21 protein-coding genes are annotated in these 20,277 nt (G+C 32.7%); 5 read left to right on the top strand and 16 right to left on the bottom strand.

Features of this window, described 5'->3' with window-relative positions; genetic code table 11:
* Positions 1–179 precede the first annotated feature (179 nt).
* The gene (locus B0A64_RS11715) at positions 180–1,340 is read left to right on the top strand and encodes an MFS transporter (protein WP_089479708.1); all 1,161 of its coding nucleotides are present in this window, start codon (positions 180–182) and stop codon (positions 1,338–1,340) included.
* Between the two features lie 27 nt (positions 1,341–1,367).
* On the opposite strand, the gene B0A64_RS11710 is transcribed toward B0A64_RS11715, so the two are convergent.
* The 4 genes from B0A64_RS11710 to B0A64_RS11695 all read right to left on the bottom strand — a co-directional run bounded on the left by B0A64_RS11710 (position 1,368) and on the right by B0A64_RS11695 (position 6,707).
* Complete coding sequence (locus B0A64_RS11710; protein WP_089479707.1) at positions 1,368–1,844, bottom strand: DUF6265 family protein; 477 nt, start codon at positions 1,842–1,844, stop codon at positions 1,368–1,370.
* Between the two features lie 255 nt (positions 1,845–2,099).
* Positions 2,100–4,409 (bottom strand): DNA topoisomerase 3, encoded by a 2,310-nt coding sequence (locus B0A64_RS11705; RefSeq protein WP_089479706.1) that lies wholly within the window; start codon positions 4,407–4,409, stop codon positions 2,100–2,102.
* Positions 4,410–4,534: 125 nt separating this feature from the next.
* Positions 4,535–5,608 (bottom strand): serine hydrolase domain-containing protein, encoded by a 1,074-nt coding sequence (locus B0A64_RS11700; protein ID WP_089479705.1) that lies wholly within the window; start codon positions 5,606–5,608, stop codon positions 4,535–4,537.
* Positions 5,609–5,909: 301 nt separating this feature from the next.
* A complete protein-coding gene (locus B0A64_RS11695) occupies positions 5,910–6,707 on the bottom strand; it encodes a PhzF family phenazine biosynthesis protein (RefSeq protein WP_089479704.1) in 798 nt (265 codons plus the stop codon).
* A 290-nt stretch (positions 6,708–6,997) separates the two neighbouring features.
* Between B0A64_RS11695 and B0A64_RS11690 the strand changes: the two genes are divergently transcribed.
* Complete coding sequence (locus tag B0A64_RS11690) at positions 6,998–7,789, top strand: DUF5995 family protein (RefSeq protein ID WP_089479703.1); 792 nt, start codon at positions 6,998–7,000, stop codon at positions 7,787–7,789.
* 97 nt (positions 7,790–7,886) lie between these two features.
* On the opposite strand, the gene B0A64_RS11685 is transcribed toward B0A64_RS11690, so the two are convergent.
* Positions 7,887–8,315, bottom strand: coding sequence for a copper resistance protein NlpE N-terminal domain-containing protein (locus B0A64_RS11685; protein WP_089479702.1), 429 nt, complete (start codon positions 8,313–8,315; stop codon positions 7,887–7,889).
* A 236-nt stretch (positions 8,316–8,551) separates the two neighbouring features.
* Positions 8,552–9,694, bottom strand: a complete 1,143-nt coding sequence (locus B0A64_RS11680) for a hypothetical protein (protein WP_089479701.1) — start codon at positions 9,692–9,694, stop codon at positions 8,552–8,554.
* Between the two features lie 410 nt (positions 9,695–10,104).
* Between B0A64_RS11680 and B0A64_RS11675 the strand changes: the two genes are divergently transcribed.
* Complete coding sequence (locus tag B0A64_RS11675; RefSeq protein ID WP_089479700.1) at positions 10,105–10,443, top strand: hypothetical protein; 339 nt, start codon at positions 10,105–10,107, stop codon at positions 10,441–10,443.
* Between the two features lie 376 nt (positions 10,444–10,819).
* Positions 10,820–11,581 carry a response regulator transcription factor gene (locus B0A64_RS11665; RefSeq protein ID WP_089479698.1) on the top strand — a complete coding sequence of 254 codons (762 nt, stop codon included), beginning with the start codon at positions 10,820–10,822 and terminating at the stop codon, positions 11,579–11,581.
* A 242-nt stretch (positions 11,582–11,823) separates the two neighbouring features.
* Here B0A64_RS11665 and B0A64_RS11660 read toward each other — a convergent pair whose 3' ends face one another.
* From B0A64_RS11660 to B0A64_RS11645, 4 genes are all read right to left on the bottom strand, one after another.
* Positions 11,824–12,399 (bottom strand): HEAT repeat domain-containing protein, encoded by a 576-nt coding sequence (locus B0A64_RS11660; RefSeq protein ID WP_165769799.1) that lies wholly within the window; start codon positions 12,397–12,399, stop codon positions 11,824–11,826.
* Positions 12,400–12,893: 494 nt separating this feature from the next.
* The gene (locus tag B0A64_RS11655; RefSeq protein ID WP_089479696.1) at positions 12,894–14,102 is read right to left on the bottom strand and encodes a tetratricopeptide repeat protein; all 1,209 of its coding nucleotides are present in this window, start codon (positions 14,100–14,102) and stop codon (positions 12,894–12,896) included.
* Positions 14,099–14,437 (bottom strand): hypothetical protein, encoded by a 339-nt coding sequence (locus tag B0A64_RS11650; RefSeq protein WP_089479695.1) that lies wholly within the window; start codon positions 14,435–14,437, stop codon positions 14,099–14,101. Before B0A64_RS11650 ends, B0A64_RS11655 begins: the two co-directional genes overlap by 4 nt.
* A gap of 2 nt (positions 14,438–14,439) precedes the next feature.
* The gene (locus B0A64_RS11645) at positions 14,440–15,504 is read right to left on the bottom strand and encodes a protein kinase domain-containing protein (RefSeq protein ID WP_089479694.1); all 1,065 of its coding nucleotides are present in this window, start codon (positions 15,502–15,504) and stop codon (positions 14,440–14,442) included.
* A gap of 344 nt (positions 15,505–15,848) precedes the next feature.
* Here B0A64_RS11645 and prfA point away from each other — a divergent pair, with 344 nt between their 5' ends.
* Entirely contained in the window at positions 15,849–16,925 is a 1,077-nt protein-coding gene (prfA, locus tag B0A64_RS11640) for a peptide chain release factor 1 (RefSeq protein WP_089479693.1), read from the top strand.
* A 743-nt stretch (positions 16,926–17,668) separates the two neighbouring features.
* Here prfA and B0A64_RS11635 read toward each other — a convergent pair.
* The 6 genes from B0A64_RS11635 to B0A64_RS11615 are packed head-to-tail and all read right to left on the bottom strand — an operon-like array spanning position 17,669 to position 20,235.
* Complete coding sequence (locus B0A64_RS11635) at positions 17,669–18,040, bottom strand: hypothetical protein (protein WP_089479692.1); 372 nt, start codon at positions 18,038–18,040, stop codon at positions 17,669–17,671.
* An 11-nt stretch (positions 18,041–18,051) separates the two neighbouring features.
* Positions 18,052–18,444 carry a phage holin family protein gene (locus tag B0A64_RS11630; protein WP_089479691.1) on the bottom strand — a complete coding sequence of 131 codons (393 nt, stop codon included), beginning with the start codon at positions 18,442–18,444 and terminating at the stop codon, positions 18,052–18,054.
* A 35-nt stretch (positions 18,445–18,479) separates the two neighbouring features.
* A complete protein-coding gene (locus B0A64_RS11625; protein WP_089479690.1) occupies positions 18,480–18,764 on the bottom strand; it encodes a YtxH domain-containing protein in 285 nt (94 codons plus the stop codon).
* A gap of 47 nt (positions 18,765–18,811) precedes the next feature.
* Positions 18,812–18,964, bottom strand: a complete 153-nt coding sequence (locus B0A64_RS24940; protein ID WP_109746162.1) for a lmo0937 family membrane protein — start codon at positions 18,962–18,964, stop codon at positions 18,812–18,814.
* Positions 18,965–18,992: 28 nt separating this feature from the next.
* On the bottom strand, positions 18,993–19,634 hold the full coding sequence (locus tag B0A64_RS11620) for a porin family protein (protein WP_089479689.1): 642 nt from the start codon (positions 19,632–19,634) through the stop codon (positions 18,993–18,995).
* A 34-nt stretch (positions 19,635–19,668) separates the two neighbouring features.
* Positions 19,669–20,235: a DUF4142 domain-containing protein gene (locus tag B0A64_RS11615; protein ID WP_089479688.1), complete on the bottom strand. Its 567-nt coding sequence runs from the start codon at positions 20,233–20,235 to the stop codon at positions 19,669–19,671.
* Between the last annotated feature and the right edge of the window lie 42 nt (positions 20,236–20,277).

Genomic DNA, 20,277 nt, shown 5'->3' with positions numbered 1-20,277 from the left:
CAAACATTATTGAACTTGATTTGATGAAGTTTTTGTTATATTTTGGCAAACTTTTTTTTAAGATTTGCAATAAAACAATTGAATGACTTAAAATTCTGACTTTTATTTAAAAAGCCAAAAAGGGTAGAAGTTACACTTCAAAAGGCTTAATTTTGCATCTTCAAAATGAACCTTCACTCATGATTTTACCTTTTTTTAAAAAAATACAAAACACGCCCAGAGGATTTCGTATTGCCAATACCGTATTTTTTTTCCTTTCCGGATTTGGATATTCTTCCTGGGTTTCCCGTATTCCGCATATCAAAGCACAATTACATTTATCTGAAGCACAATTTGGTACTGTTTTATTTGCTTTCCCGATTGGTCTTATGCTAACAATGCCTTTTACAGGAAAGCTATTAAATAAGTACAGCAGTCGCTACATCATGCTGTTGGGCGCAATCATGTTTAATATTGTTTTGTGTCTGCCGGGACTGGCTGCTTTTGTGTGGCAATTGGTCATTATACTTTTGATCTTTGGTGCTTCGCGTAATATTTTCAATTTATCTATTAATGCACAATCTCTGGAGGTTCAAAAATTATATCCACAATCGATTATAACCCGTTTTCATGCAGTTTGGAGTATTGCTGTTTTTACGGGAGCAGGTTTAGGCTATGTTATGGTATCGCAACACATTGCGCCGGCACATCATTTGTTGGGAGTCAGTATTTTTATGATGGGACTTACGGCTTGTTTTTATCCATTAAGCATTCATAATGAACCTGTACCGGTAAAAAAGAAATTCTTTTCGATGCCGGAAAAAAACCTGGTCAAGTTTGCCATCATTTGTTTTGTCTCTATGGCTTGCGAAAATACAATGTATGATTGGAGTGGTATCTACTTTGAAAACATCTTGCATGCTTCTCCAAAGTTAACCAGTGCTGCATTTGTATTTTTTGCAACAGCGGTAACATTAGGACGTTTGTTTGGAGATTATGGCGTAATGAAATTTGGTACCAAACGAATCCTTCTTTACAGCGGTATTTTGATTACTGTAGGATTTTTAATTTGTTTTCTATTGCCTTTTATTTACCCCACTTTTTTAGGTTATGTATTAATAGGTATTGGAGTTTCCTGCGTAGTTCCATTAGTATTCAGCATTGCCGGAAGATCATCAAAATTAAGCAGTGGTTCTGCCTTAACCTCAATATCTACTATTGGTTATCTGGGTTTTTTATTGGTTCCGCCAATGGTGGGTTTCATCTCGGAATATTTAAGTATGAAATGGGCATTTTTGATAATGGCTCTTTTAGGAATACTGATGATTTTTATGGTGAATAAAATAGGGGAGAAGGAGTAGGTTTTTTTTTGAGAAAACCACACCATTTTACTTCTTTACCATAATAAACCTTTCTGTTGTTACTTTACCTTGCAGGTTTCCTGTAGCCTCGGCAGTCAAAGTATTATTGGCACCTTTTGTATACGTAATTTTTTGAGGATAATCGTGTTTTGGATTTTCGAAAACCAATTGTTTGTCAGATTCAGCAGTTGCAGGAAAAGCAACAGGTTTATCATCATTTTGACCTTTTACGGTAGCAAAATACGTCAGGGTTTCTCCTTTTTGAGCCAAAACTATGCTTTCTATGTGCAACGTATCTTTTCCTTTTATAAAATAAGAAGATGCACTAAAAGTGCTGTCGTTTAGTTTTATCCAGTTCTCGGTAAGAACACCATCTGGCGAGGTGTTTTCCCAATTACCAATAAGCCAATCGGCAATTTTGACTTTGTCTTTTTCAACAGATTCTTTTTTCTGGCAAGATACAATCGCTAGTACAAGTGCTAAAAGCGTAATTTTTTGAAACATATATTTTGGTATTTGGTGTTAAATTGAAAAGCTAAGATATTAAAAAAAAAGTTGCCACGAATTTCACAAATTAGCGCGAATTAATTTCTTAAACTTAGAATGCACAAAATTGCCACAGATTAAAGGATTAAAATGATTCTCGCATCTATTCGCAAGCAAAACAGAAAAATAATTCGTAAAAATTTGTGCAATTCGTGGCAAAAGAAACCCAACTAAAAAAAATCTTTTTAATCCTGTAATCTGTGGCTAAAAAAATTAAACGCTTTCGCTCAAAATCGAATAAACCAGTTCTTTAGTTGGTTTTTGATCTTTTAGCTTGGCTCTTACATCATCAAAAGTCACTTTAAAATCACACCCTGATTTATAACCGCTGCAACCATAAGCCGTATTGCCTTTTAGGATCGTTCCTTTATTACATTTAGGGCATGTTAATGCAGCAGAATCTGTTGCTACAGCTGGTTTTGTCTTTGGTGCTGTTTTTTTGATTTCTAATTTTAGTTTGTAGTTTTCTTCAAAACGAATTAACCCTTCGACAGTTCCTTCCACAGTTTTAAAGCCTTTTATATTTACGGTTGATCCTTTTTGAACCAATCTTAAATACTGAATCTCTGTTATTTTTTTCTCAGCAAAAGTATAAGGCAATAAAAAATCGCAACCTGCTTTGTAATTGCCACATCCAAAAGCCGATTTTCCTTTTATTAGTGTTGCTTTCTGGCATTTTGGACAGGTTTCTGCCAAAATCCCTGCGGCTTTCTTTTTCTCGACTTTTGCAACTTCTTTTTGTACACTTCCCGCATGCGAAATATTGGCGTGCCTGGTTTCGCTTCGTACTTCGGTCACCAAAGCTTCGACCATTTGCTTCATGTTTTTGATGAATGCAGCGGCAGTAAAAGTTCCTTTTTCGATATCTTTCAGTTGCTTTTCCCAGGATCCCGTAAGCTCTGCTGATTTGATTAATTCATTCTGAATCGTGTCAATAAGCTGAATCCCGGTTGGTGTGGGTAAAACCTGTTTTTTGTTTCGAACAATATATTGGCGTTTAAAAAGTGTTTCGATAATATTCGCTCGCGTTGACGGACGACCAATACCGTTTTCTTTCATCAATTCGCGTAAATCTTCGTCGTCGACCTGTTTACCGGCAGTTTCCATAGCACGCAATAAAGTTGCCTCTGTAAACTGATTGGGTGGTTTGGTTTCCTTTTCTAAAAACGAAGGTTCATGCGGACCTTTTTCTCCCACGACAAAACTAGGTAATAAATCGGCTTCTTTTTCTTTGGCGTTTGGGTCTTCAAAAACAACGCGGAATCCTTTTTTCAGGATTTCTTTTCCGGTGGTTTTAAACATTACATCGGCAGCTTTGCCTATTACTGTAGTATTGGCAACGAGACAATCGTCGTAGAATACGGCAATAAAACGTTTTGTAATAATGTCGTAAACTTGCTGCTGATTGTATTGCAGATTACTTTCTATACCGGTTGGGATAATCGCATGGTGATCTGTAACTTTTTTATCGTTGAAAACCTTAGGCGATTTTTTTATTTTTTTGCCTAAAAGAGGTTGCGTTAATTGGGCATATTTGGTTAATTTTTGCAGGATTCCCGGCACTTTAGGATAAATATCATTTGGTAAAAAAGTAGTATCAACTCTGGGATAGGTCACTACTTTTTGCTCGTACAAAGTCTGAACAATTTTTAATGTTTCATCTGCCGAAAATCCAAACTTGGTATTACAATATACTTGTAATCCCGTTAAGTCAAACAGTTTAGGAGCATATTCGTTTCCGTTCTTTTTATCGACAGAAACAATTTCGAACTCACTTTCTTTGACTTTATTGGCCAGAAGTTCTCCGTCTTCTTTTTTCAGGAAACGACCTTCTTCATAGCTAAAAAGCGTTTCTCTGTACAAAGTCTGCAACTCCCAATAAGGTTGAGGTTTAAAATTCTCGATTTCTTTAAAGCGGTCTACAACCATTGCCAATGTTGGTGTTTGCACACGACCTATAGACAATACTTGCTTGTAACCGCCATGTTTTACGGTATACAAACGTGTGGCATTCATACCCAATAACCAGTCGCCAATGGCTCGTGAAAATCCGGCATAGAATAAATTGTCATAATTTGCAGAAGGTTTTAAGTTATCAAAACCTTCTTTTATAGCTTCGGTTGTTAAGGATGAAATCCACAAACGTTGTACCTCGCCTTTGTAATGGGCTTCGTTCATAACCCAACGCTGGATGAGTTCTCCTTCTTGTCCGGCATCCCCGCAGTTAATGACCAACTCGGCTTTGTCGAATAAACTTTTTACGATTTTAAATTGCTTCTGGATACCTGAATTTTCTACCACTTTGGTTTCAAATTTTTCAGGAAGCATGGGCAAGTTGTTCAAATCCCAGCTTTTCCAGTGCGGTTTGTAATCATTAGGTTCTTTTAAGGTACATAAATGCCCAAAAGTATACGTCACGGCATAACCATTGCCTTCATAATATCCGTCATGTTTGGTATTAGCCCCCAAAACGGATGCGATTTCGCGTGCTACACTTGGTTTCTCAGCAATACAGACCTTCATTTTTCTCCTTCTTATTAGAGAGCGAAATTAGGGATTTTTTATAAGAAAGAAGCAATCGTTCTCAGGAACAAAGACACAAAGGGAGATTTTTTGACGCTACAACGATCAGGATTAGGTTGTGGTTGTTACTTTTTGTCTGCTAGATATAAATTTGCTATTTCTTCTATAAAACGTTGTGGCTGTCCGCCTTGTAAGTTACTCAAAATAATAACAGACAGATTATCTTTAGGATAGATGTACAAAGCATTTCTGGCACCACCCAAAGCAGTAATTATTGGATTTTTGGTTCTTAAATTAGTATCGAAACCAATTGCAGTTCCGTTTGTTGAATCTGCTGCACCAGGTTTTTTTCCATTTTTTAATACTGCCGGTGTCCAAAGTGTTTTTAGGTTTTTGGACTTAAGTAACGTATTATTTTGTAGCGCAATAACCCATTGCGCAACCTCTGTTGCAGTCGAATAGATACTTGCTGCCGGATACAAATTGGCAGGAATCACTTCGTATACATTGGTAAGACTGCCATTTCTAAAATAAGAGTAAGGTCTGGCAGCATGATTTACTATTTTATAATAATCTCCTAAACCTGCTTTGGCAGAGTTTTTCATATTTGCTTTATCAAATTGATTTTCGGTAATGAATTGCTCATAAGATTTACCGCTTATTTTTTCGATAATCATTCCCAGTACAATATAATTGGTCTGGTTGTATCTTAAATCTTCTCCGGGCTTAAAAACAACAGGCAATTCTTTTATCTTGTTGAATAAAATTTTAGGATCTTCAGAAAGCATATGTTCCGGTTTTTCCCAAATATCAGGAAGTCCTGATGTATGCGTTGCTACTTGTTTTACGGTTATTTTTTGCCAGTTATTAGGTAAGCTGTCTACATATTTTGAAATAGGATCTTCTAGTTTCAACTTACCATTCTCTACCAATTGCATGATAGCAACACCGGTAAAAGCTTTTGCCATCGAGTTTACACTAAAAACAGTTTTTGGATCAACAACAATTGAATCCTGAATACTTGCCAAACCATAACAACTTGTTTTAACAATTTTATTGTTTTTGACTACTGCCAATTGTAAACCAACAATTTTATTTTTTTGCATTAGGTCTTTTATGGCGACATCGACTTTGTCAGTTTGAGAATAAGTATAATTGATAATTGCAAAAAAAGGAAGTAAGAACAAGAGTTTTTTCATGGTTTGCCGGGTTAGTTAGTTTCTGATTAATTCTTAGTTTTTCGACTTGCGCAATTTAGTACTGAGTTATTGATCTTGAGATTGTTTCTTTAGATCAATAATATTCAAAACACATTAAAAGCCTTACCAAAAGTAATTTTTTAGAAATGAATTTCCTTACGTAAAGCCGTAAAACGGTGTCTTTTTTTAAGAATTATCCTAACTCTTGAGCAAGGGTAAGCATTGCACAACTGTCCCGATGAATTTTTGTCCTGAGAGATTTTTGTTTTTATTAAAGTTTTTTTCGTCCTGTACGGGATATTTATAAAATAAATTGACCTTCGAGAACAATTACTGCTTCGCCCAAAATCGAAATTTTGTCTTCCAGAAGTTCAGTACTCATAGTTCCTGTTCTTAGTGAAGATTGATAAGCATTCAATTTTGTTTTGTTCAGTTTTATTGCCCAATATTTTGTCAGGAAGGTTTGCACACCGCCCGTTACGGGATCTTCGTTTGTACCTGCCCAAGGCCAAAAATATCTGTAGTGAAAATCAAAAGCTGTATTGTCTGACGCTGCAGTTACCAAAACACCGCTTATTTCAGTATGAGAATTTATTAATGCTGTAAAATCGGGTTTTAAATTCGCCAATTCAAGAGCACTTTCAATTTCGATTAGGATTATCTTGTTTGGAGGACTGTATCTTTTGGATAAAATTGTAGAAATACCAAGGGCGTCCAGCATCTTTTGAGGTACATCTGTTTCCTGGGTTTCATAAACAGGAAAATGCATTTTGATTTTATGCGCTTCTTTCTCGATATCTAATTCAACATTGTTAATATTGATAAATTTGATACGGTCAAATGAAGTGGTGCTGAAAACAATTTTAGACGAAGCAAGTGTAGCATGCCCGCACAACGGAATTTCAGTTTTTGGACTAAAAAATCTAATGCTGTAGGTATTGCCTGTTATTTGTTTTATAAAAGCAGTTTCCGAAAAACCAATTTCGGTAGCAATACTTTGCATGTTAGCAGCATCCAAATCGCGCTCAGGCAAACAAACTGCTGCCGGATTGCCTTTATATTTTTCATTTGTAAACGAGTCAACAAAATATGTTTTCATTCTTTATAATTTTCTATGTTTAGAACTATTAAAAGTAAGAATGTTAAATGAATTTCCCCAAGTTTTTATTTTCGAATATTTTTGTACTAGGTCTTGTGTGTTAATGTTGGAGGTTTAGATTTAAATTGTAATGTTTTTATTAAAGAAATAAATTAGAATATACATCTTAATTGCATTAATTCGCAAAAACACTAGAGAAAAAATAACAAGATAATTGCTTCAAAAAATGTTTTTAGCAAGATTAAAATAATTATATTCGTTCTTGCTAATTTATCTATAACCAATTATAAATGAGTATGAAACAAGCCAATACTATAGACGAAGTAATTAAGTTACTGGATGAAATAATAGAGAAATCAAAACTAGAGCAAAGCGCTATAGGTTTGTTTGCCACACTATATCGCGAAGTTACGGCAAAAGTAAAGGAAGGTATCGCAAATGGATCTTTTCAAAATGGTGAGCGAATGGAGAAACTAGATGTTATTTTTGCCAATCGCTACCTAAAAGCGTATTATCAATACAAAGCCAAAGAAAAACCATCCGAATGTTGGGGATTTGCCTTTGAGCAAGCCGAAGACTTTTGGCCAATAGTGGTTCAGCACTTACTACTTGGGATTAATGCACATGTTAATCTTGATTTAGGTATAGCCTCGGCCCAGGTTAGTACAGTAGAAAACATTGGGGACTTAAAAGCTGATTTTGACCAAATAAACACCATTTTGAGCAATCTGGTAGGAGGTGTCGAGAAATGTTTGATCAAAATTTGGCCAACACTCACAACGATCCTAAAACTAACAGGCAAAATAGATAATTTTTTTATTGATTTTAGCATGGAAACTGCCAGAGACGGCGCCTGGAAATTTGCCAATGAATTTGTGGCGGTTCCCGAAAATCAAATAGAAGCTTTTACAAAACTAAGAGACGAGAGAATAACAGAAATTGCCCGACTAGTCTCGAACCCCGGATATTTTGTTAGTGCTGTTTTTAAATTTATTCGCTTATTTGAAAGAGGAACTGTCGCTCAAAAAATAATTGATATGCAAATAATCGAACAAAAAATAGTTGAATGTGCGGTTGCATAATGATTATTGCTTTTTGGTTAACGATTTTTGATTTTTATTGCATTCATGACCGAGACGCTCGCGTCAGCGAACTATTTTTGTAAGTTTTTAAGTTCTTCTAGATTTTAAAAATATCAATTTTTTTCATCCAGAAAATTCCCGATTCTACAAACGTAAGTCTTGTTTTAACGATTTGATCTGTTTTGTCTCTGGGATTTTTAGTTACAAATCTAGCCTTAGAATTATTAAAATCTAAAGTGTATTTCTCGTCAAAGTCTTCTTTTTTATTCGATCCAAAAGTGATTACATTGTCTTTTGCATTCCATTTTCCTTTTCCGTATTTGTTTACTTCTGGTGGTGTTGCGCCTTGTATTTTTGAATACGAATGAAATACAAATGTTCCGTCTTGATTCAAAGTCAATTTATATTCGATGATATGTTTTCCTTCCTCAGAAAGGGAACGTGTATAATCGCCAACAATTTGGCTCGATTGCGCAGACAAAGTCAGGTTGAAAATAAAAAGAAAGATGGTAAGTATTAGTTTCATTGGTTTGGTTTTTTATGGGTTTAAAAAAGCTTTTATCAAAAGTAACTCGCATATATCTAAATACGTAAATGTCTTTTTAATAGATAACAGCTAAATCTAATCTTATTTTATAAAAAGCTATAGAAATTATTTTCTGCTAGCTTTTTTATTTGATAATTTATCATTCTGTATAAATCTTATTAAAAAATAAAAACATATCCGTTATTTCGGTGAAAATATATTGGAGCAATAGAATTTTATCTTGGGTTATAAGTAACTTTCGAATATCCATGTTTAGGTACTCCATGTTTTTCAAAAATGTGAAATTGCCATTTATATTGATATTTATAATCGTCTAAAGTAGATTTTTCAAAAGTACTTCTAAATTCGTCTCCTATTTTTTCTAAAGCATTATGTTTTATTAATATTTCCAAAACGATTTTGTTGAAATCTTTGATTCTTGTTCCATATCTGTCATTACAATAAAAGGATTGTTTATTATCAAGGATTTCCAAATATTCTGCTTTAGATTGAAAAAGATGATTACTATATTTCCCATTCAAAATTATATTCTTCAAGGTTTCATATATTTCTGCGTAATCTTTATTTGAATTTACAGAGCCATTAGCACCTACTACAATTAGTTTTCCTTTGTCGCGCATAAAGCGCATACAGTTTTGAAGTTCTTCGCTTAAATCGTCTACTTGACTAACTTGTGTTAAAAAATTACTAAGTAGAACCATGTCAAATCTATACTTTTTTGTTCTTGATTCAATAATTTGATCACCATCATAATTAGATGAATGATTTAAATAATTTTCATCAAATTTTATATTGTTGAAGTCATGAAAATTTCCATGATGGTAAGGAACAATCCATTTATGTTCGACATTACTAAGCCAATTTGCAATTTCTGTAAAATGATGAAGCCAATTTCTGAAGCCACTACTTCTTTCAACATAATCTGGAATGTATTCTTGATTTTTCAGCTTGTAAATATTATTATCTTGACCAAATAATTTTAGAGATAAGTATAAATCTGATAATGCAAATAATGTTGGTCCTGGCCCGGTTCCTATGTCAAGTATGTTAATTGGACGATTGTTCTTTATGGGAATTAAGTTTTTCTCTAAAAGGGTGTCGAAAGTCATTTGAAATCTGTGATATCTTGGGAGAAAATGAATAATTGCATATGCAACTGCTGTAGAATCTTCTTCATAGTCAATTTCATCACAAGACTTAATTACATCAGAAAATTTAGACGCAACTTCGTTTGCAAAATTTTCATCATCTAGTTTTTTTTGAATATATTTAGTCAGAACAGACACTAGTGTATCGAATCTTTGATAATGAAAATCATTACTAATTAACCATTCCTTATAAAGTTCAATTTTTTTCATATTCTTTTTAAAATATTTTACATGATTAATATTATTCTGTATTTATATAGTGGTAAAAAAAAAGCAAATTAATGTAGATATTCAATATCCATATTTTAAATCTGCAAACATTTACATTTTTATAAATCTTTAATTAAATCGCCTGGATTTATTTTTTAAGGATTTAGCAATTTTAAACAAAGTATTAGTTTCATTGGTTTGGTTTTTTATGGGTTTAAAAATGGATTAGAAAGCTTTTATCAAAAGTAACTTGTTTAGATTTAAATCCTTTACGTGAAGCCGTAAATCAATGCAATAGATATCGGTGGTATACAACCGATTGTATACAATCCCTTAAAAATCATCTATTACTTGTAATTTCGTTTCGATAAAAAAGAATTAGAAATCTAGCAATCAACTAAAATTCAATTATGGAAATACAACATACAAAACAAGTCACAGATTTTTTAGAATCTATGAATAGAATCAATAAATTCAAGAAACTAAAACAAGAAACGGGTAGCGATAACTCGTTTAGCATACCGCTAAAGGTTTCCGGATATAACGAACTTAATATAATGGTTTCAGATCTCCTAAAAGCAAGTATTGTTTTAATGAATAAGGAAGCTAGAAGTTTGGCAAATTTTGAATCAGATACAGATATTAATATAGTGACTTTGCTTGAAATTGCCTTGCAACTTTTACCAGATCAGGAGATGGAAGTATTGGATGATTTGCATAAGATTTGTTTGCACGCTGATAAAATGTAAGTTTTGCGTATGGCTGGCGTGAGCGTCCTGCTCGTGATTCATTAACTGTTCTGCGAATTACGTTTTTTAATTTCGGAATCTATTAGACTCATAAAAATTAAAATAGGGACAATTGTTGTAATCGCAAGAGTTAAAAGCGTAAAAATTAACTTGTATTTTGGGATACTAATAATCCAGGTCAAGATAATAATCCATAAAATACCTAACCCGATAATAATTATTTTTAACGCTTTTCTATTCTTAGTTAGTTCTCTTAAACTAGAATCTGATACTGATTTATTTCTCATAATAAAAAGAGTTAAAACTTAGTACAAAAAAAAGTAATAGATTTTAAATTCATTTTACACTTTTGTGTAGTTTTTAGTATTTTTATAGGATGGAAAACGAAAAAAAATCTTTACTCAGCCGCAACAAGATAGCAGCCACATCGGAGGCAGACAAATTTCAGTTTGGTAATTATTTGGAAGTTGTAAAATCTTTTGCAAAAATAACGTATCAAAGCATTTATGTAATTGATTACGAAGAAATGAAGTTCGAATATGTATCCAACAATCCTTTGTTTTTATGTGGTTTTTCGGCAGAAGAAGTTCTTGAAATGGGCTATGAATTCTATTTTAATAATGTTCCAACAGAAGATCTACAGTTATTAAATACGATCAACAGTGCCGGATTTGATTTTTATGATAAACTACCTAACAATGACGAACGAAAATTATACAGCATATCTTATGATTTTCATTTAAAAGGTAAACATGACAAACCCATTCTTATTAATCATAAACTAACCCCTCTTTTTCTTAATCAGGAAGGGGCAGTTTGGAAATCGTTGTGTCTGGTTTCTATTTCACACAATAAAAAAGCCGGAAACATTATTATAAACAAACAGGGTTCAGATACTTTATGGAAATTTGATTTATCTGATAAAGTCTGGATTGCAAAAAATAAATTAAAATTAAAAGACAAAGAATTAGAAATACTTCGGTTATATGCTCAGGGTTTAACCATAAATCAGATTGCCGAAAAAATGTTTGTTTCTCCGGATACGATAAAATATTACAGAAGAAAAATTTTTGAAACTTTTGAAGTTAAAAATTTTACCGAAGCGCTGGCTTTTGCAAAAGATAATAAGATCATTTAAAATTGACAGACTTAATGATTTTGATGAAGAATTAAATTGATTTTGATTTTGATTGCGTTCACGATCTGGGAGATGGAGGTATTGGATGATTTTCAGAAACTTAATTTGAGGTCTGGTGAAATGTGAATCTAAATTAATAAATAAAACATCATTAAAAGTTGCGATTGCTGTGCGATTCCGATAGCTATCGGGAATACTTCGTAGAGCGGGTATTTAGAAAGAAGTGCTCAAAAGAAATTAATTTATTGATATCTTTTTTTTATTTCTTCAATAGCATATTTTGCAGAATCCTTTACATCTCTTTTTCTGCTTTTTAAATGTTTTTCTAAAAAAGGTATAGCTCTTAGTGTTCCTATTTTATTTATTGTAGCATTTGTATACGCTAAGTCGTATGGATCCTCAGAATCATTGAGGATTTCAATCAGTGCCGTTTCTGCATCACTATCAGATGAGTTTTTTAAAGATTGTATAGCACTATGTCGAATTAACCATTTGTCACTTTTAGTTGATTGAATTAATGGTTGTAAATCTGTTTCAATTGGTTTTTTGATATCTGAAATTCTGTCCAGTAAAGATGAAATTATATATTTATCGATTTCCTTGTTAACACGAGAAATTAAATAATTTAAGGCTTTTAGATCACTTGTGTTTTTTGCAATATGCCCAAGAAGAAAATATGCTTTGTCTCTTTTCTTTTTGTTTTTTTCGTTGTCAATAAATGTAATTAGTTGTAGAACATATTCTGCGTTTTCAACATTTTCGGCTTCTCTATAAGCTTGCCAAGAAATTGTTTTGGAGCTATCGTAACCAGTTTCCATATTGTGGTCGCTGATGTCCAGCATTCTGTCAATTATGTTTATCAAGTAATTATCCATTTATTTGAATTTTGTAAATTGAAGATATAATTTATTTTTAAAATAAGATGTGCCCAGCGATGAAAGGTCTTTGTTAAGGCTGCGCAAATGTCTCTGACTTTGCGCCATTTTTGCTAAAATTTGTTTGAAAATAGAAAGATCTCAAAGTCTCTGACTTCATAATCATTCCTGTTTTAAAATTAATTATTTTTGATCAATTCGTGAAAAGTCCGGAGACTTTTGACAGGTTTATAGTTTTTAAGAACGTAAAAAAATTACGCAAAGTCAGAGACATTTGCGTAGCGCTTCAGGAGGAACACTTTGGAGAGCAGGGTAGCGCTTCGGAAGGAACACTTCGGAGAGCAGGGTAATAATTTCTATTATAAGGTTCGGCCTTTTATGAACACCGCCAAATAAATTAGGGACTCTTGCGTTTTAACAGTACTTTGAGTAACTATCTATAATATACTTTTTTTGTATAACTCGAGAACTTCTTTAGCATCCTCTGCAATATCTTTTCCAACATTATTTTTTACAATTTTATCTATAGTTGGTATGGCCTCTTGCACATTTTCGCCTATTAAAATTTCTTCCCTAATATAATTGATAATAGCAAGAGAGTTTAAATATGTTAGTTTTTCTTCACTAGAAATTTTAATTGCTTCTGCATAATATTTTCGACCAAGATCATGAAAACCTTTTCTAAAATATAAAAGACCTGTAGTAGCAGTTAGGCAGATTCCTATATAATTGCGCGAATTTAAATCCTCTTTTTTAATTTTTTTTAAAAAGTGATCGGCTTCGTTAAGTTTGTTTTGTAAAGACAAAGCGTAAATAATATTATTTAATAAGTGAGGATCGTGTGGATGTGAAATTAGACCAAGTTTCGCAATTTCAACAGCTTGATTATTATCTCTCAACTTTCTGGAAGCTACTTCATTTCCAAAAAGTACTCCTAGTTTAGAAAATGGTTGATCAAAAAACCATTTTTTTGAATAGTTTATTGATTCTTGCCAATTTCCTCCATCAAAAAATTCTCTTGCTGATGCTTCAAAAGAATTGACCAAATTAAATTTGTTAGGATCAACATTCATAAGACTTCGGTCTTCTTGGGATGCCCATTCTGCTTGAGCTAGAGAATTATCATTTGGGCAGATTAGTGATTGTTGAAATAATTTTTTACTTTTTGCTACACTTGCATTTTTTAATTCAACACTTGCAACAGAACTCGCTAGTTCACTTACGTTGAAAGGATGAAAATTATTTGAATTTACTAGTTGAATTCCAGTTTTTGTAAATATTGAATTTCTTTCTCTTAAAGTGGCTAATGCTATTTCCGTTGCCATAAGCCAAGGATCTATTTTTGTCAAATTGCTTTTTCGAATTATGTCGTGCGCTAAATCAAAATCTCCAATATGAACGTAAAATCTTGAAATACTTCTAAGAATATAGCGATTTTCAGGTGCTAAATATAATGCATTTAATAAAGCTTTTTCAGCTCTCTTGTCTTGTCCTAGAATTGAATAAAATCGAGCTATTTCAACCCAGAGAACTGGATTGTGGGGACTGTTGGTTATTTTCTTTTTTAAATTATTTATTTTTATATGTATTTCTAATAAATTAGTTTTAATTCCAAATTCATTTGGGTTAGAGATATCCAAATTCAATTGAATTTCTTCCTTTTAGGCTTTAAAATATTGTTTGCAGCTTCAATTATTGCTTTAGAAGCTATTTCTTGATTTTGTAGTACAAATTTTGATATGTTTTTAACTGTTTGATTGTCTGATTGATTGCAGACAAGGGCTACTCCTAAAATATCTCCTGCAATTCCAATAGATTGTGAATCGTTCCATCCATCTAATAAATCTGATATATCAGGTTTAAAAGATGAATCTAATTTTATACTTTTACTACCATTTAATTCACCAAGTTTTGCTGTATTGTCAAAACTTCTCCAGTTTGGAATTAAATGTCTATCCTTTTTTTCAAAAAAATCTGCCATCTTTATTTAGTAATTTTGTATTCGGCTTTTTTAGCCAAAAGATTGAACAATTCAACAAATCTTTCCATTTGAAAATTATTTCCTATTTGTTTGATATTCTTAAAATGTCCTCTTTTATTTGGATCTGGATAACATAACATTTTTATTGCTTCGATTAATTTATCTTGTCCATCAATATCTTGAGTATGATCTTTTATGACTTCTAAAACTTCATCAAAAGCAGCTATCCAATAAGTTAAAGCATTTTCAAAATTGAGAGAGAGGATATTTATCGAAGAATTAATTTTTTGAGATAGAAGAGCCGTCATATTTTGTCCAGTGAAATAAAAAGAAGCCATACTTCCTAGTAAATAACAATCTATAGCAAAAACTTTATCTTTCCATTCAGGTATTACATAACCGTGAAATACTTCTGGTGGTGCATATCGCGTATCACCTGAAAAATTTAATTCAGAGTGTGGTGCAATTATTGTATCACTTAAGGCTCTTCCTAAATCTCCTACCTTCGAAATTCCATCTTCAAATATGAAAACATTTGAAGGCTTAACATCTTGGTGAGAAATATTTATGGTATGGAGTTGTTTAATTCCTGTGGCAACATTGTGAAGAGATTTTAATTTCCATGCATTATCAATTAATGAGGAGAAATTCAAATGATTTCTAACATCACTATCAGCTTTTTCGAAAATCATATAATATACATTAGGAACAAGAAAACCTTCAAAATTTTCAAATGAAGCTTCTAATAATTTAGAAACCTTGGATAAATTTTTATTTTTACAGCGACTCAAAATTTCCTTTTCAAAATTATAGGTGTTTAACATTTCAGTCATAGAAGCTAGAAGATCAATTTTCGAGTTTAGAAATGATAAAATATTTATAGCTTTTAAAAATCCAATTTGCCCATCTTTTTCAACAAGATAACAAACTGAAAAATTTCCTCCTGTTGAGCCAGCTTTAGACTTGGCTTTTTCTATTACTGTCCAGCCTGTTTGTAGAATTTTTCCTTTGAGTGAGTGAACAGCACTTAATTGATCTTCAGGAATATGTTGAAATGGATTTGTCATGTTTAGATTTTATTGGTTGCTTCTTTAGTTAAATGACTTATGCGAAATAATGGTTTGATAATCAAATATATAAAATTAACAATAAAAAGTTGATTTAATATATTTCAAAACTAAAACCTTAGATTTCAATAATATTACGGAAATTCATAAAAGCCCTACTGATAGAAGTGAAAATCCTTTTGAGAAGCTTTAGCGGAACAAAAGATTGTAGCGAATAGCAGGAAACAGCTCCAAAAAACAATTCTAATTCCACCAAAAATCACCCTTAAAAAACTCAAAAGGTTATTGATAGAATTTTAAACAAAAATTTCGTAAATTTGCACTCCAATAAAAGGAATTAGAAAATGTTAGATAGACTTCAAATAGTAAAACAACGTTTCGATGAGATTTCGGACTTAATTATCCAGCCGGATGTTATTTCTGATCAGAAACGTTATGTGCAATTGAATCAGGAGTACAAAAACCTGAAAGCATTGGCTGAAAAGCGTGATGAATATGTGCTTTTGATGGCTAATATAGAGGAGGCAAACGAAATTATTGCTGACGGAAGTGATGCAGATATGACCGAAATGGCCAAAATGCAACTAGATGAAGCAAAAGACAGATTGCCTGAACTTGAAGAAGAAATCAAGTTTATGTTGATCCCTAAAGATCCTGAAGATGCTAAAAACGTGATGGTCGAGATTCGTGCCGGAACGGGTGGGGACGAAGCGAGTATTTTTGCAGGAGATTTATTTAGAATGTATACCAAGTATTGCGAGAATCAGGGATGGAGAACTTCTGTAGTAGATATGAACGAAGGAACATCGGGAGGTTTCAAAGAGGTTATTTTTGAAGTATCTGGAGAGGATGTTTACGGAACCTTGAAGTTTGAAGCTGGTGTGCACCGTGTACAACGTGTGCCTCAGACAGAAACGCAGGGTCGTGTGCATACATCTGCCGCTACGGTAATGGTTTTGCCGGAAGCAGAAGAGTTTGATGTACAAATTGATATGAACGATGTTCGTGTTGATTTCTTCTGTTCGTCGGGACCTGGAGGACAATCTGTAAATACGACGAAATCTGCGGTACGTTTAACGCACATTCCAACCGGATTGGTGGCGCAATGTCAGGATCAGAAATCGCAACATAAAAATAAAGACAAAGCGTTGAACGTTTTACGTTCTCGTTTATACGAACAAGAATTGGCAAAAAAAGAAGCCGAAGATGCTACAAAACGTACTTCTCAGGTAAGTTCTGGAGACAGATCTGCTAAAATTCGTACGTACAACTATGCACAAGGTCGTGTAACAGATCACAGAGTTGGTCTGACGCTTTACGATTTAGGAAATATCATGAATGGTGACATTCAGAAAATTGTTGCCGAGCTTCAATTGGTTAACAATATGGAGAAACTGAAAGAAGCTTCGGAGGTTTTCTAAGTTGCTAAGGCTCTGAGGGACTGAGTTTCTAAGTTTTTTAGATGCAAAGGTTCAGAGGAGCAAAGGAACAAAGGTGTCTGTAGAGGTGCACAGCAGTGTATCTTAATCTGAAGGTTTTAGAATTATAAAAAAAGAGTGTTTCACAAATAGTGAAACACTCTTTTTTGGTTCAGACAAAGTCTGGTTTTAACCTGTAAAGAAAACCTTTGCGGCTTTGCACCTTTGTCCCTTCGCACCTTTAAAAAAAACATAGACAATGGTTTCAACCATTGGAACGCAATATATTTATTATCAAAATACATTGCCAAAATGCATTACAAATATTCATTATGATAATCTGTTTCCCCAAGTTGAAACCTTGGGCTATGGTTGAAATAGGATAAATCCAAAAGGATTTTTTAATACTTCAATCGTATCATTTTTCGTTAGAACCTTAAAATCAAAAGACCCTGTTTCACCAATGTGAAACAGGGTCTTTTTTTTTGATTCAGACGAAGTCTGGTTTTAAGCTTACAAAGAAAACCTTTGCAGCTTTGTACCTTAGCACCTCAGAACCTTAATAAAATATATTGACGGATATTAACTCTTTAATCGTTTGTTTATAAAACGTATAAAGCAAGTTAGATACCTAGAAATACTCTCGAAAATTCGAAACATTTATATAGATTCGAGTAAACGTATACACCATTTTTTAATACTATTTCGCTTAACTTTTCCATAATACATAAATTTATGTTAGACAATTACTCTCTTGATGATTCTTTATGTGATGACTCCTCGTTTGAGGTTTCATGATGTGGTTTTGAAACTAAATTAGTAACGACAAGCTGTAATAAGGATCCGGCAATACTTTTGAATGTCGATGTGCTTTTGCCCACTACAAATCTCTTGGCAAGATATCCAATCCCTATACTTATGGCAGATTGTGCTATATTGCTCTTAAAACCTACAGTTTCGTTAATTTCTTCGACTGTATTCCTGATGAGATTAAGAGGTTTTAGATTGTCCTTAATTTCATCTATTTCGTCTTTAATAGCGCACCATTCTGCGTCTTGTCTAATTTCTAATTGGTCTATCGTCTGATTTAATGAATCAAGGGTGTAAATAGTTTCCATAACAGTCTTTTTTAGTTTTTTGATTCGTTTAAATCAGTTTTGATATCCTTTTTAGTTTCTTTTAGAATACTGGAAATAATCATATTTCCAATAGGTGTTTTTATAATCTTATGTTGCATTGAGTTCATGACAATTGCAACAATAAGGTAAAATAGCGCTACGATAAAAAAACCGTAATAATACTCTCCAAGCAATTTACCAAGCCACAAACTAATCCCTATATTAAGGAACAAGGTAAAAAATGCAACAACAGCTCCAACTGCTATCCTTGATGTTAATGTCGATAAAACATCAGCGGCTGCCGATACCGTTTTAAGTTTAATTAATTCTAAACTTGTTTTGGTATAGTTTTCTGCTTTTTCATAAAGATTTAAGTTCTCGTTTGTTGTTGCATTTGATTCCATGATATAGGGTATTTATGGTTTAAAAATTTCACTCTTTAGTAGTTCGATTTTACTGTTTTTGCTTCGTCTTTAATAGAGTTGAAGTCTTCTTTTGCCTGATTGAATTTTGCTTTTCCTTCTTCAAGGATATCTTTACCATTTGAAGAAATAGTACTTACGATACCATCAAATTTTGCTTTTGCTTTATCTCCGTAATCTTTAGATTTATCTGAGATTTTTTTTCTTGTGTTTGACCCTTTGTCCGGTGCAAATAATACACCTAAAAATGCTCCTGCAGCTGCAGCTCCTAAAATTCCTAAAATTGTGTTACTCGTTTTCATAATATTTGATTTAGTGATTTATATAATAATTTAATAATGTTTAATTTTTAAACTTCGCGACCTTTGATCAGTCTGAATAGTATGGCAATTATGGCAATAACCAGTAAGATGTGTATAATACTCCCTAAGCTATAAACAAAGAACCCAAGAGCCCAGAGTATAACCAAAATTACTGCGATTGTATATAATAAATTTGACATGGTTTTTATATTAAGGGGTTACTATTTTTTAGTTTAACTTATACGAAAGGTATAAAGTCAAATTGCTGTTTTTTGCATCCGGAAATGTATAAGTTGTTCCTGCAACAGTTCTTTCTTTTCCAACAGTAGTTAATCCGTAGTTGTAACGTAAACCAATACTAATTGGGTTAAAATCTACTCCAACACCTGCAGCGATACCGGCATCAAACTTGTTTAAATCGTCTCTGTCGATATTTTGTTCAAAACTTACATCTCCGCTACCGGTTACTTTTGAGCTTACTAAATAAGATGCGTAACCACCCGCTTGAACATTAAAGTTTTTGGTAATATTTACTCTTACTAATAATGGAACTTCGATATAGTTTAATTTGAATTTTGCATCTCCTGAGGCAAAAGCGTTATCATATTCTAATTTTGCTCCTTTTGTAGTAAATAAAATCTCAGGCTGGATAGCTACGAAGTCTGAAATAGGCAATGTGGCATAAACCCCGGCGTTAAAACCGTACAATACATTGTTGTCATCAGCATCATTTTGATATAGATTAGACATGTTGAATCCTCCTTTTACACCAAACTCGGTGTTTACATTATTGTCCTGAGCGTGAAGCATTCCAAATGAAGCTGTTAAAAAAAGTGTTAAGGCGCATAATAAATTTGATTGCATTTTCATAGTTAAAATAATTTAGTTAATAATATATAGGCTTTTAAATAAACTCGTTGTTACTCTTTTGCAATTCTCGCAAAATTTGATATTGTTCAGGTAAATAATGTAATACTAATTTTAATATCATTTTATCGTTTGTTTCTTTCGAAATAGACTCAAACAATCCAATTTCTTCTTTTAATGATTCTATCATAGAATCCAGATATGTTTTATTAAAATCGATATTACTGGCGTCAATCAGTTCGTATAAATCTCGTTTATGTGTTGCATTTATTTCGGTAATAATAATGAGCTTTTTATTGGCCATTTTTGATACTTCCTGCAACAATTGATTCTGATTAATCTCTATTTTTTTACTCAACTCCTGTATTGTTGAGTCTGAACTTTTTTGTTGTGCAATTTCACTTTTCGAAATAATTGATTTACTCGCGTTTGCCGTTGCTATAAAAAAAAAGGCTTCAATTTCTTCCTTTTCCGTTTTAATAAAAGCTTCATTTTTCAATGTGTTTTCTATCGGATTGGTTTTCTTGCATGATGAAATACAAAATAACATTATCAATAAAAAAAATCTAAAAATGGTCGCTTTCAATTGGGGCGCTGCTTTCATTATTACTTCATAAAGTATTACATTACAAAGATGCTAACGAAA

It is taken from the genome of Flavobacterium araucananum, assembly GCF_002222055.1.
GTDB lineage: Bacteria > Bacteroidota > Bacteroidia > Flavobacteriales > Flavobacteriaceae > Flavobacterium > Flavobacterium araucananum.
This window is presented reverse-complemented; position numbering and strand designations above follow the sequence as displayed.